Below are 13,387 nucleotides of genomic sequence, written 5' to 3' on the forward strand. Positions count from 1 at the left end.
AGCGCCGCGAGTCCATCGAGATCATGACCAAGGTGTTCTGGCCGACCGGCCCGCGCGGGCACAACGACAGCGGCCTGAGCCGCAAGCACATCATGGAGTCGATCAACGGCTCGCTGAGCAGGCTGCGCACCGACTACGTGGACGTCTACCAGGCGCACCGCTACGACGTGGAGACGCCGCTGGAAGAGACCATGCAGGCTTTCGCCGACGTGGTCCGCTCGGGCAAGGCCCTCTACATCGGGGTCAGTGAGTGGAGCGCCGAGCAGATCCGGGCCGGTCAGGAACTGGCTCGCCAACTGGGTTTCGCGCTGGTGTCGAACCAGCCGCAGTACTCGATGCTGTGGCGGGTGATCGAGGGTGAAGTGGTGCCGACCAGCCGCGAACTGGGGCTGTCGCAGGTGGTCTGGTCACCGATCGCTCAGGGTGTGCTGACCGGCAAGTACCTGCCCGGCCAACCGGTCCCGGAAGGCTCGCGGGCGACCGACGAGAAGGGCGGCAAGCGCACCATCAGCCGGTTCCTGGACGACACCATTCTGGAGCGGGTGCAGAAGCTGCAGCCGATCGCGTCCGATCTGGGTTTGAGCATGGCGCAGCTGGCGGTGGCCTGGGTGCTGGCCAACGACAATGTCGCCTGCGCGATCGTCGGCGCCTCGCGTCCGGAACAGGTCGCCGACAACGCGGCCGCGGCCGGCGTGAAGCTGTCGGCCGAGACGCTGGCCGCGATCGACGACGCCCTGGGCGACGTGGTGGTCTCTGATCCGGCGCTCACCAAGGACAGCACGCCGGCGCAGCGACCCAGCTGAGGCTAGTGCCGGGTGATCAACGGCATCACGACGTCGTCGATCAGCTGCTCGATGTAGTCCTGATCGACCTCGTGGTGGACCAGGAACCGGTGCTGCAGCAGGGAGGAGGGCACCTGCTCGAGCAGCGCGGGGAGATCGTCGCGGACCGGCTCACCGCGCCGCCGGGCCCGGTCGAGTAGCTGCCGGAACTGGCCCGAGCCGGTGCCGCGGGTGACGTCCGCCAGCCGGCCGTGGCCGGTCTGGCTGAGGGATTCCGCCACGATGCCCCGGAACGCCTCCCCCGCCGGGCCGGCCATCTGCTGCGCGATCGCGGTCAGCCAGGCCACCAGGTCGGCCCGCAGGGTGGACGGCTCGGGCGGCGGTTCGGGCAGTTCGATCAACCGGTAGGCGGCCTCGATCGCCAGCGCCAGCCGGGTGGGCCATCGCCGGTAGACCGAGACCTTGCCGGTGCCCGCCCGGCGCGCGACCGATTCCATCGTCATGCCGGCGTAGCCCACCTCGGCGAGTTCGGCGGTGACCGCGTCGATGATCGCCTCTTCGAGGGCGGCCCCGCGCCGGCGCGGCCGATTGCGGAAGCTCTCCGGTTCACCATCCGCGGTTGTCATCAGCGGACGATACCGCGATCGCCGTCGACGGTGACCTGCTGCCCGGTGCGCAGGGTGGCGGTCGCCGAGCCACACCCCATCACCGCCGGAATGCCGTACTCGCGGGCCACGATCGCGGCATGCGAGGCGATCCCGCCGTGGTCGACCACGACCGCGGCGGCGCGGGTGAACAGCGGCGTCCAGGACGGGTTGGTGGTCGGGCAGACCAGCACCTCGCCCGGGCGCAGTTCGCCGAACTCGTCCGGTCCGTGAATGATCCGGACGGCGCCGCTCGCCGTCCCGCCGCCCCCGGCGGTGCCGCTGACCAGGACGCCCTGCTGGGCACCCCGGTCGGGGTACAGGCTGGCGCCGGCGATCAGCGGCGTCGAAGCGAGTTCGGCGTACGCGGCGGCGCGGCGTCCGGCGTTGCGAGCGACGGCGGGGTCGACCGGACTGTGTTCCGGGTCGGGTAGCGCGGCGATCTCGGGCCAGCTGAGGAACCAGACGTCGTCCGGTTCGGCCAGCCAGCCATGGCCGGCGAGCCTGCGTCCGATCTCGATCATCGCGTGCCGCAGCGGTGGCATCAGCCGGGCCAGGTCGAAGTGGGTGTCCTCGCGGGCGGCGATGCCGGCGCGTGCTGCGGTAACCAGCCGCCGCAGGGCCCCGCCGAGTCGAAGCAGGCGCACCCGGCGCAGGGCCAGCAGGTCGGGCAGCGGGTCTGAGGTGGCTGCGCTCCGGCCCGCGGACGGCGCCTCCAGCAGCAGGCTGAGGACGTCGATCACGGTTTCCGGACGGTCGGCCCAGGACGGGTCCCGCACCAGGGTGAGGCTGCCGGTCTCGCGGTGGCCGTAGGCGTCCAGGAATGCGTCGAACCGGTCCGCGATCGGCGCGGCGGCGGGGTCGGTGCGCAGCCGGTCGAGCACCGCGGCGGCCGGTTGGCTGGCGAAGGCGTCGGCCAGCACCGGCTGCTCGCGGATCAGGTCGGCCAGCGCGTCGAGTTCGGCGTTCGCGGCCGTGGTCCGGCTGTTCACCCCGCCGGTCAGCACGGCGCCGAGACGCCCGCGCGCTCCCAGGATGGTGAGCAGCCCGGCGAGTTGGGCGATCGCGCCGGCCGCGGCCGGCAGGTAGTCGACCCGCAGCCGGGTCAGATCCTGACAGGCCGCCTGGACCCGGCGATGCACCGCCAGCAGTTCGGCCCAGGGCAGCGCCGGCAGGTCCAGCCTCGCCAACGCCCGGCATTCGGTGTCGTAGTGGCGGGCCAGCCGGTCGGACGCCCAGGCCGCCGGATCGCGCCGCAGCACGGCCAGATCGTGGGCGAGCGCGGCCGGAAGCTTGGTCGTCGGCCTGGGCGTCGGCGGGACGAATTCGCGTAGCACCGCGTCGTCGGCGATGAAGACGTCGGCGAACTCCATCCGCATGCCCACCATGCCCCGGAACATGCCGTCGACCAGTGGCCACAGGATCTGGTCCAGCCAGCCGGTCAGCTCCAGCGGGGTCGGACGGCGTGGGAAGAGCTCGATCAGCACCGCACCGGCCATCCGCTGAGCCCGATTCAGCCGCCGCGGCGGCGGTGGCAGGGCGGTCATCGGACGAGCCTGCAGCAGCACCGTCCGCTCCCCCGCCACCGCCCATTCGACATCCATCGGACGTCCGGTGTGCGCGGCGATTCGGCGGCCGGCCGCCGCGATCCGGGCCAGCGCCTGGTCGGAGAGCGGCTGCACCTGCGCGGAGGAGGAAGTCCGGGTCCCGCCGCCGGCCTCGGCGGTGATCACCAGGTCGGCGACGCCGGCCCGACGGCGGAGGACGCGTCCGGACTCGTCGAGCACGGCATGATCGGGCGTGACCAGGCCCGACACCACGGCCTCGCCGAGACCCGCGCTGGACTCGATCACCACCTCGTCGCGGGCGCCGCTGACCGGGTTGGCGGTAAACATCACCCCGGCGTGATCGGCCTCGACCAGCCGCTGCACCACCACGGCCAGGGCCAGATCGGCGGTGTCCACGCCGATCGCCGTCCGGTAGGCGACGGCCCGCTCGCCCCACAGCGACGCCCAGCAGGTGCGGACGGCGTCCAGCAGCGCCTGGTCGCCCAGGACACCGAGCACCGTCTCCTGCTGGCCGGCGAAGGCGGCACCCGGCAGGTCCTCGGCGGTGGCGCTGGAGCGGGCCGCGACCAGCCCGCCGCCGAGCGCCGCATAGCCGGCACGGAGGGCGTCCACCACCTCCCCCGGGATGGACAGCTCGGCGAAGTCGCCCGGGCTGAGCTGGTCGTCCGGCCCGAGACCGGCGTCGGCGATCGCGCGCCGATAGGCCTGCGTGGTCAGTACGAAGCCGTCCGGGACGTCCAGACCGGCGGCGATCAGCTCACCCAATCCGACGGCCTTGCCGCCGGCAACGGGCAGATCGGTGGCTCGCACAGTGCTGAGCGGCATCGTCAACGGGACGGTCATGACCGCTACGCTACCACTATAGAAAACGGTGCGTATACAATCTCTCGTGTGCTGTTCGCCTCACGTCGCAGGGTCGGGCTCGCCGCGATCCTGACCGGCATCGCCGCGTCCGCGCTGATGCAGACGCTGCTGTCCACCGCGATGCCGCAGATCGCGGTGGAACTGGACGCGGCGAACGCCTACGGCTGGGTGTTCGCCTCCTACCTGCTCGCCTCGACCTTGCCCATGCCGCCGTTCGGTCATCTCGCCGACCACCGGGGCCGGCGCAACCTGCTGCTCTGGGGCATCGGCGGCTTCCTCGGCGGCACGGCGGGGGTGGCGGTGGCATCCAGCGGCGCGGTTCTGGTGGCGGCGCGGATCATCCAGGGTCTGGGCGCGGCAGCCCTGGTGCCGGCGGCGTTGGGTGCGGTGGGTGATCTCGCCGGTTCGTGGCGGGGACGGTTCTTCGGCGCCGTGGGGTTGGTTCAGGTGGTGGCGAATGTGGCCGGACCGCTGCTCGGGGGCTGGTTCACCGACGGACCCGGCTGGCGGCTCGGGTTCTGGGTGGTTGTTCCGATCGGCCTGCTCGCGATGGTCGCCGCCGGCATCGGCGTGCCCAACCGGGCCCGCTCGTCCTGGCCGGACACCTGGCGCAGCCTCGACCTGCTGCAGCCGGTGCGCACCATCGTCGGCGACCCGGTGATGCGGCGGATCGCGGGCGGCGCCTGCCTGGCCGGCGCGGCGCTGATGGTCGCGACGGCCTATCTGCCCTTCCTGGTGCAGACCCGGCTCGGCGGCAGCGCCACGGATTCCTCAGCCGCACTGATCGCGCTGATGGCCGGCGTCGGCGTCGGCAGCACGCTCGGTGGGCGCGCAGCCGACCGGCGCTCCCGGCTGGCGAGCCGGATGTCCTGGGTCGCGATCGCAGTGGGCTGCTGCGGTCTGGTCGTGCTCAGCGTTGTTCCGGCAGGGCTGGCGTGGCTCGCGGCCGCGTCCGGGGTGATCGGCGTGGGCGTCGGAACGGTGATGCCGCTGCTGCTGGTGCGGGCACAGCTACTAGGCGGCGAGACCGCGACGGCAAGGGCCAGCACGGTCGTGCAACTCGCCCGCAACCTCGGCGGAGCCGCCGGCACCGTGCTGCTCGGATTCGTCGTCGCCGGCTCCTGATCCTGAGCGCCGTTGGTCGAGCTTGTCGGGACCACGGACCGCCGCCCGCCCTCGCCCCCGTTGGTCGAGCTTGTCGAGACCTCCTGACCCGCCGCCCCGGCCCTGGCTACCGTCGGTCGAGCCTGTCGAGACCCCTGAACCACCACGCCGGGCTCAGGGTTCCTACTCACCGTCGACAGTTCGCGGCGTCCCCGGCCCCGAGGCCAGCCGCACCAGTGCGTGAGATAGAAACGCCGCAGGCACCAGCAGCAGCGCGCCCAGCGCATAGTCGGCCGGCCGCAACGGTATGCCTGCCTCGGCGAGTTCACGGCGAGCCACCAGGGCACCGGGCAGCATGACCGGGACGGCGGTGAGCACGCCCGCGGTATACCGGCGCAGCACCACCGAGGCGAGCAGATGCGTGGCGACATGCGCGTGCAGACCGGCGACGGTGGCGCGGTAGAACCGGGAGCGACCGTCGGTACGGACACCTCGGTGGGCGGCAAGACCGATCACCAGGCCCATCAGGCCGACCGCTGCCCAGGATTGGCCCGTGCTGATCCGCAGCGCGGCCACCCCGGAACGATCTGCAAGAACATCGCAGGTGGCCGGGAAGGTGATCGCCTCCTCCACGTCATGCAGGGCCCAGGCGAGGAACAGCGCCCGCGGACCCTTCCGGGATCGGCGGTCTGCCACCATCTCTGCCTCTCTCACCTAGCCACAGCCGCGACGAGCCTAGTCTGCGGGTCGATGTGAGGTGGCGAGCTGCGCCACCGCCCGTGATGCCTGGTCGAGCGCACCACGGGTCTCCACCGTCACCTCACCAGGCTCGGCATCGACATCGACGCGGACCGCTGGCCCGACGGGCGGCTCTGTGGCACCGGCGAGCGCCATCAACTCCCCGATCAGCCGTCCGACCTCGGCGCGGACGCCGTCGCGCTCGGTCTCGCTCCAGTACGGGGCGAGCGCCGACAGCGCGGCGATCTGGCGTGCGACGGTGAGCACCGCACCGGCCGCCGGATCAAGGTCCGCGTCGCTCCAGCGGCCCTGCGGGTGTTCCGGCTCGCTGCGGGCGCTCTTGGTGGCGGCGGCGAACTCGATCCGGATCAGCCGGCTCAGCACGCTGGCGTGGGCGACCGCGAGTCGATGCTCTTCGGTCTCGTCGGCCCACAGCCGGCTGAGTGCGACGAGGCGGTCGGCTTCGGCCCGCGCCCACTCGGACAGCAGTTCGTCCAGCCGCCGGCGTTGCCAGGTCGGGAAGAGCAGGTAGGCCGCGAAACCGAGCAGGCAGCCGATCACGGTGTCGATGCCCCGGGTGACGGCGGCGAGCGGGCCGGCCATCAGCGACGAGATCCAGGCGACCAGGAAGAGCATCGACCAGGGCTGGCCGCAGGTGCGGAACACCTGCAGCCCGATGTAGAGCAGCAGCAGGACGACCGTGTGCAACAGCGGATCGGCCGGCAGGAACGACAGGGCGATGCCCAGCAACGCGCCGGCGATGGTGCCGATGGTGCGGCCGATGCCGCGCGAGAAGGTGTCGCCGTAGTCGGGGAAGACGATCAGTGCGACCGCGACGACCACCCAGAAGCCGTGCGCGGCGAAGATCGCGTCCTTGCCCAGCCAGGCCGCCAGGCCCATGCCGACCAGCTGACCGATGACGCAGGTCACGGCGAGCCGCAGGGCGTGTTGCAGGATCGGTGATCCCGGTCGTAGTTCGTCGCGGACCAGCTCCCACGACGACGGGGTGCGGCGCTCGTCCGAGGCATGCGGCGCCGTTCCGGCGCCGGCCACCTGCTCGGCGATCTCGACTGCCCGTTGCAGCGCTTGCCGGACACCACCGGCCCCGGTCGACGGCCACGGTGCCGGCGGATCGGCCGGCGCACCGGGTTGCGCGATCCGTGCTGCCAGGCCGTTCAGCCGTGCCGAGGCCGCCGTCCGCCACGGTTCGACGTCCGCGGAGGGACGGTTCTCCAGGGCCAGCAGCAGCTGGGCGATCTCCTCGCCGCGTTCGACCAGTTCGACGAAGCGGGTCAGCTGATCGTTGCCGTTGGCCCGCAGCAGGGCCAGGCTGCGGTCGGCCGCCAGCAGCGCGGCTCCGCTCGGCACCCCGGTGGCGAGCGAACGGTAGAGCCCGCTGACCGCAATGCGCTGGGACGCGTAGCGCGGCGGGTAGGGCGGGAACAGCTGAATGGCCAGCATGATCGCGGCGCCCAGCACGAAGCCCAGCGCGACGGTCAGCGGCGGCGTGTTCAGGCCGCGTCCCATCTCGGCGAAGGCCAGGAAGATGATGGTCATCAGCATGACCCGCATGCTGATCCCGACCGCCACCGCACGCAGTAGCCCCGAGCTGAGGAAGCCGAGGAAGGTGAGGGTCAGCACCACCCACCACTGGCCGGACAGCGTCACGCCGAGGAAGACGCCGAACGCTTGGGCCAGGGCGCCGAGTGCCGCTGCCACCAGCCGCGACCGGTTGTGCGGCAGGGTGAGCAGCACCCCCGCCAGCAGTGCCCCGACGGTGAGAATGACGTGGGTCTGCGGACTGTTCGTCAGGTAGCCGATCACCGATGCCAGCACCATGCCGATCACCAGCCGCAGGATCATCGGCGGATTCTGGAACGGACGGCCCGGGGTGAGCCCCCGTACCGCGGCCTTCTTGATGCTGGTCAGGTCCATGCTTCTCCGATCCGTTCCGGTGGCATGCAGCCGGGCCGATCGTAGAGGTCGGAGAGCGCCAAGCTCGGGAGGGTCACTCCGTGGCGGAGTTCGTCGCGGTAGCTGTCAGGGTCTCGAGCATGCTCGACCAGCGATCACCGCTGGTCGAGACCCCCCGTTATCCTGGCGGAGCGTTCGTCATCCCGGCGGACGCCGGGATCTCAGGCGGGAGAGATCCCGAAGAGATCCCGGATCAAGTCCGGGATGACGATGGAGGGGCCTCGGTCGGCGCTCCCTAGCCGACGAGGACCGCCACCGGGACGGCGCGGTCGCCGTCCGGACGGTAGAGGGCGAGCAGTTCGCCGCCGTGCAGCAGTGCCGTCGGGTCGCCGGGGAGGCTGCGTGGCAAGGGACGTCCGTAGCCGACGGCGCGGGCCTCGTCGGCGTCCAGCTCGAGGTAGGGAAAGTTCTGCCGGGCGACCGCGTCCAGGCCGATGAGTTCCGGACGCCCGGGCGGATCGGCGGTCAACTCGTCCGGCGGGAGGGCTTCGTCCAGGCCGAAGGAACCGACCCGGGTGCGACGCAGGGCGGTCAGGTGTCCACCGGTGCCGAGCGCGGCGCCCAGGTCGCGGGCCAGAGCACGGATGTAGGTGCCGGACGAGCAGTCGACCACCACGTCCAGGTCGATGACGGGGGTGCCGTCGGTCTCGGCGTCCCGGCGGTGCAGGACGTCGAACTGGGAGACGGTGACCGGGCGTCCGGCCAGCACCACGTCCTCGCCGCGGCGGGCGCGGGCGTAGGACCGTTCGCCGTTGATCTTGATCGCCGACACCGTCGACGGCACCTGAACGATGGCGCCCCGCAGCGGTTCGATCGCGGCCTCGATCGCGGCGTCGGTGAGCGCGCCGGCCCCGGCCGCTGAGGTGATCTCCCCTTCGGCGTCGTCGGTGATCGTGTTCTGCCCGAGCCGGATGGTGGCCGAATAGCTCTTTCTGGTCAACGCCAGGTGCCCGAGCAGCCGGGTCGCGCGTCCGACACCGACCACCAGCACCCCGGTGGCCATCGGGTCCAGGGTCCCGGCATGCCCGACCTTCCGGGTGCCGAGCAGCCGCCGGCAGCGTCCGACCACCTGGTGCGACGTCCAGCCGGATGGCTTGTCGACGACAAGAATTCCCGACTCGGTCATCGTCCTCCTGGGCTCGGCAATGTCCGGAACAGGCTAGCGGTCCATCCGTGGCCACACCCGTCGGTCGACCCCGCCGAGACCCATCTCGCACACCCGGGGACGGTTCTTCGCATGCGAATCTCGAACGTCCGGGGACGGTTCTTCGGCGTCCGAATCTCGCACGCCCGGGGACGGTTCTTCGGCGTCCGAATCTCGCACGCCCGGGGACGGTTCTTCGGCGTCCGAATCTCGCACGCCCGGGGACGGTTCTTCGGCGTACGAATTTCGCACGTCGGGGGACGGTTCTTCGAGATGCGATTTTCGAACGTCAAAGAACCGTCCCCGGGTGTGCGAGCCTGTCGCTCCCCCGTCGGTCGAGCCTGTCGCCCCGTTGGTCGAGCTTGTCGAGACCCCTGCCTCACCCGGCAACTCAGGCGGGCTCCACGACCCGGCGCATGAGGCAGCGGAACTTGCCCAGATCCCGCCCGCGGGAGAAGCCGGCACCGGTGAACATGCCCACCGAGCCGCTGAACAGGAAGGACGCCGAGAGCTTCTTCTGGCCGACGTCGACCCGCGGGTAGCCCTCGACGGAGCCACCGCCGGCGGCTGCGATCAGGTCGAGGGCACCGTGCAGAGCCATCGTCGCCACGCCGCGGCGGCGGTGGTTCCGGTCGACGAAGAAGCACGGCAGCCGGTACCTGGTGGGTTCGATGCCGCTGGTCTCGTACTCCTTGCGGTGGTAGATCCGGGGCAGCTCCTCAGGGGTGCCGTACTCGCACCACCCGACGGCTGCCTCGCCGTCCATCACCAGCGCATGATGGGTGCGACCCTGGACGACCAGCCGATGCTTGGCCGCCTGGCCGCCGCCCTGTCCCTCGCGGTCGGCGTCCGGCTGGAACCACATGCACCAGCAGCCGCCGAAGATGCCGTTGTGCTTGGCCACCAGCGCCTCGAACGCCGGCCAGGTGGCTTCGCTCAGCGCTTCGATCCGATAGTCGCTCATGGTCGCAACGTACTGCCGGACCCGGACGAATCGCGTCCGCGATCTGCTCAGGAGGTGCCGGACGCCCGCTCGCCCAGCGCCACATAACCGTAGAGATCGGTCTGGCGCTCGTTGACCCAGATCGGCTCGCCGCCGCCCGGGCGATCCACCAGCAGGGTGCGTCCGTACGATTCGTCGACCACATTGCAGCCGATGCCGGCCGCTTCGAGCCGTTCAGCCAGGGCCTCCACGTCGCCGTCGTACTCGAAGGAGAGCTCCGCGTTCGGCTGTTCGCCACCTTCGTGGACGGCCGCCAGTCCCCCGCCGTCCGCGGACGCCTGGAACCAGCCGCCGCTCTCGCTACGCACTTTCCCCTGCAGGCCCAGTGCCTGCAGCACCCTGGTCGCTCCGTCGACGTCGGCGGTCATCCACAGGTTCAGCGCCGCCAACTCGGGCGACGTCGGCGATGCCTCGCCCGCGGTGGGCGCGAGGAACACCAGCGGCAGGCCGTCCGGCGCGATCGCCTCGATCGCCCTGCCGTCGGAGCGGCCGAACCGCCGCACCTGGCAGACCTCGGTCAACCGGCCTGCGACGACGTCCAGTTCGTCGGTTTCGAAGCCGAGGGACGCCTGCCCGTCCAGCGGGTCGCCGTCCGGGACGGCATGCAGGCCGACCCGTCCGGAGCCGGCCTGGAAGACCGTCCAGTCCGGCGTCGCGTCCCCCGCCTGGTCGGGCGGCAGTTCGGCAAGCCCGAGGGCTCCGAACAACTCGCGATACTGCGCGACTCGGCTTGTGTACTGCACCGGCCGGACGATGATCATCGCTCTTCCTCCTCCAGGTAGCGCCGCCCCAGCTTCTCCACGAACGCCGACATGCTCAGCCCCTCGTCGATCGCCCGGTGTTTGAGCGCGATGACGAGCGACCTCGGCAGGTACACGTTGAACTGAACCTTCGGATCCGGAGCCTGCTCACTTGCTTGCATACTCGAATGCTAGCATTCTATCTACGCTCATCAAGCCCGAACCGACAAAGGGCCCTCCCTAACTAGTTCAGCCCTCCCGCATGCGGGAGGGCTGAACTAGTTAGGGAGGGCTTTACGGGACGGAAGACCCGGGCGGGAGACGAGCGGCCTACTCGGCCGGATCGTCCTCCTCACCGGGCTTCTTGTAGGGGTCGGCCTCACCGGCGTACGCGGCGCCGGCGGCCTGGGCCGCCACCGCCTCGTCGGCGGCGCGGGCCCGGGCCAGCACGTCCTCGATCTGCGCGGCAGTCTCGGGGATGGCGTCCAGCACGAAGGCGATCGTCGGGGTGAACTTCATCCCCAACTGCTTGCCGACCGTGGACCGGATCAGGCCACGGGCCGACTCCAGCGCCTCCGCGGTGTCGGACCGCGACTGCTCGTCGCCCAGCACCGTGTAGAACACCGTCGCCTCGCGGCCGTCGCCGGTGAGCCGGACGTCGGTGAGCGTGACGAACCCCAGCCGCGGATCTTTGATCCGCCGTTCCAGGAGTTCCGCCACGATCACCTTGATCTGCTCGGCGACCTTGATGTAGCGCGGGTTACCCATCAATCCCTCGGCTTCTCAACCATCTCGAACGTCTCGATGACGTCGTCGATCTTGATGTCGGAGTAGTTGGCCAGCGTCATGCCGCACTCGTAGCCCTCGCGGACCTCGGTGACGTCGTCCTTCTCACGCCGCAGCGAAGCGATCGAGGTCTCGGTGACCACGACACCGTCACGCAGCAAGCGCGCCTTGGAGTTCCGCTTGACCGACCCGTCGATGACCATGCAGCCCGCGATCGTGCCGAACTTGGACGACCGGAAGATCTCCCGGATCTGTGCCTGACCGGTGATCTTCTCCTCGTAGATCGGCTTGAGCATGCCCTTCAACGCCGCCTCGACGTCGTCGATGGCCGCGTAGATCACCGAGTAGTAGCGGATGTCGACACCGGCGGTGTCGGCCATCTGCGTGGCCTTGCCCTGCGCCCGGACGTTGAAGCCGATGATGACGGCATCGGACGCCTCGGCCAGCGACACGTTGGTCTCGGTGATCGCACCGACACCGCGGTCGATGACCCGCAGGCTGACCTCGTCGCCGATGTCGATGTTGGCCAGCGCGTCCTCCAGCGCCTCGACCGAACCGGCCGAATCGCCCTTGAGGATGAGCTTGAGCTCTTGGGTCTCGCCCTTCTCGAGCTGCTCGAACAGCTGGTCGAGGGTCTTGCGCCGGGTGGTCTTGGCCAGCAGGGCCGCCCGCTGCCGGGCCTCCCGCTTGTCGGCGATCTGCCGCGCCATCCGGTCGTCGTCGACAACCAGGAAGTTGTCGCCGGCCCCCGGAACGGAGGTCAGACCCAGCACCTGCACCGGCATGGACGGCGGCGCCTCGGCCACCTGCTCACCCTGATCGTTGATCATGGCGCGGACGCGGCCGTGGGCCGAACCGGCCACGATCGAGTCACCGGTGTGCAGCGTGCCGCGGTGCACCAGGACGGTGGCGACCGGGCCGCGGCCCTTGTCCAGGTGCGCCTCGATGGCGACACCCTGGGCCGGCATGTCCGGGTTGGCCCGCAGGTCGAGCGACGCGTCGGCGGTCAGCACGATCGCCTCGAGCAGCTCGTCCAGGCCCAGCCGTGCGGTGGCCGACACGTCGACGAACATGGTGTCGCCGCCGTACTCCTCGGGCACCAGGCCGTACTCGGTGAGCTGGCCGCGCACCTTGGTCGGGTCGGCGGTCTCCTTGTCGATCTTGTTGACCGCCACCACGATCGGCACCTCGGCCGCCTTGGCGTGGTTCAGGGCCTCGATCGTCTGCGGCATCACACCGTCGTCGGCAGCCACCACCAGCACGGCGATGTCGGTCGACTTGGCACCACGGGCACGCATGGCGGTGAACGCCTCGTGACCCGGGGTGTCGATGAAGGTGATCTTGCGCTCGTTGCCGTCGACCTCGGTGGCCACCTGGTAGGCACCGATCGCCTGGGTGATGCCGCCGGCCTCGCCCGCCACCACGTTGGTGTTGCGGATCGCGTCCAGCAGCTTCGTCTTGCCGTGGTCGACGTGGCCCATCACGGTCACTGCCGGCGGACGCGGCGCGAGGTCGTCCTCGTCGCCCTCGTTCTCGCCGAACTCGATGTCGAAGCTCTCCAGCAGCTCGCGGTCCTCGTCCTCGGGCGAGACGACCTCGATGTTGTAGTTGAGCTCGGCACCCAGCACCTGCAGCGTGTCGTCGGCCACCGACTGGGTGGCGTTGACCATCTCGCCCAGGTTGAACAACACCTGCACCAGCGACGCGGGATCGACGCCGATCTTCTCGGCGAGGTCGGTCAGCGAAGCGCCGCGACGCAGCCGGACGGTGGATCCGTCACCGGAACGGATCCGGACGCCACCAATGGTCGGCGCCTCCATCTGGTCGAATTCCTGCCTGCGCTGCTTCTTCGACTTGCGCCCACGACGCGCCGGTCCCCCGGCGCGACCGAACGCACCCTGGGTGCCGGAGCCACCGCGACCACCACGACCGCGACCGCCGCCGCCGGCGGGACCACCACCGGGACGACCGGGGCCACCGCCGAAGCCGGGACGGCCGCCGCCGCCACCGCCACCGGGACGACCGCCGCCGCCACCGAAG

General features: G+C 70.7%; 12 protein-coding genes. 2 read left to right on the forward strand and 10 right to left on the reverse strand.

The features are described from left to right. Nucleotides 1-803, forward strand: an 803-nt coding sequence (locus QM624_RS07600) for an aldo/keto reductase (RefSeq protein ID WP_415090402.1), incomplete at its 5' end; no start/stop codon positions are given. A 2-nt stretch (nt 804-805) separates the two neighbouring features. Here the strand turns inward: QM624_RS07600 and QM624_RS07605 are convergent. Further along, on the reverse strand, nt 806-1,408 hold the full coding sequence (locus tag QM624_RS07605; protein ID WP_415090404.1) for a TetR/AcrR family transcriptional regulator: 603 nt from the start codon (nt 1,406-1,408) through the stop codon (nt 806-808). Next, nucleotides 1,408-3,837: a PEP/pyruvate-binding domain-containing protein gene (locus tag QM624_RS07610; RefSeq protein ID WP_415090406.1), complete on the reverse strand. Its 2,430-nt coding sequence runs from the start codon at nt 3,835-3,837 to the stop codon at nt 1,408-1,410. The genes QM624_RS07605 and QM624_RS07610 overlap by 1 nt, the downstream gene beginning before the upstream one ends. Before the next feature lie 48 nt (nt 3,838-3,885). Between QM624_RS07610 and QM624_RS07615 the strand changes: the two genes are divergently transcribed. Beyond that, complete coding sequence (locus QM624_RS07615; RefSeq protein ID WP_415090408.1) at nt 3,886-4,983, forward strand: MFS transporter; 1,098 nt, start codon at nt 3,886-3,888, stop codon at nt 4,981-4,983. Nucleotides 4,984-5,145: 162 nt separating this feature from the next. Here QM624_RS07615 and QM624_RS07620 read toward each other — a convergent pair whose 3' ends face one another. From QM624_RS07620 to infB, 8 genes are all read right to left on the reverse strand, one after another. After that, nucleotides 5,146-5,658 (reverse strand): HXXEE domain-containing protein, encoded by a 513-nt coding sequence (locus QM624_RS07620; RefSeq protein ID WP_415090410.1) that lies wholly within the window; start codon nt 5,656-5,658, stop codon nt 5,146-5,148. A 39-nt stretch (nt 5,659-5,697) separates the two neighbouring features. Next, complete coding sequence (locus QM624_RS07625) at nt 5,698-7,635, reverse strand: FUSC family protein (RefSeq protein ID WP_415090413.1); 1,938 nt, start codon at nt 7,633-7,635, stop codon at nt 5,698-5,700. A 274-nt stretch (nt 7,636-7,909) separates the two neighbouring features. Further along, nucleotides 7,910-8,800: a tRNA pseudouridine(55) synthase TruB gene (gene truB, locus QM624_RS07630; RefSeq protein ID WP_415090415.1), complete on the reverse strand. Its 891-nt coding sequence runs from the start codon at nt 8,798-8,800 to the stop codon at nt 7,910-7,912. A 409-nt stretch (nt 8,801-9,209) separates the two neighbouring features. Beyond that, entirely contained in the window at nt 9,210-9,782 is a 573-nt protein-coding gene (locus QM624_RS07635; protein ID WP_415090417.1) for a GNAT family N-acetyltransferase, read from the reverse strand. Nucleotides 9,783-9,829: 47 nt separating this feature from the next. Next, nucleotides 9,830-10,582: a hypothetical protein gene (locus QM624_RS07640; protein ID WP_415090420.1), complete on the reverse strand. Its 753-nt coding sequence runs from the start codon at nt 10,580-10,582 to the stop codon at nt 9,830-9,832. Continuing rightward, nucleotides 10,579-10,743 (reverse strand): CopG family transcriptional regulator, encoded by a 165-nt coding sequence (locus tag QM624_RS07645; RefSeq protein WP_415090422.1) that lies wholly within the window; start codon nt 10,741-10,743, stop codon nt 10,579-10,581. The genes QM624_RS07640 and QM624_RS07645 overlap by 4 nt, the downstream gene beginning before the upstream one ends. A gap of 148 nt (nt 10,744-10,891) precedes the next feature. Continuing rightward, a complete protein-coding gene (rbfA, locus tag QM624_RS07650) occupies nt 10,892-11,329 on the reverse strand; it encodes a 30S ribosome-binding factor RbfA (RefSeq protein WP_415090424.1) in 438 nt (145 codons plus the stop codon). Beyond that, a partial coding sequence (gene infB / locus QM624_RS07655; protein WP_415090426.1) for a translation initiation factor IF-2 occupies nt 11,329-13,387 on the reverse strand: 2,059 nt, incomplete at its 5' end. The genes infB and rbfA, both read right to left, overlap by 1 nt.

The sequence above is a fragment of the Micropruina sp. genome (genome assembly GCF_047606365.1).
Classification (GTDB): Bacteria; Actinomycetota; Actinomycetes; order Propionibacteriales; family Propionibacteriaceae; genus Micropruina.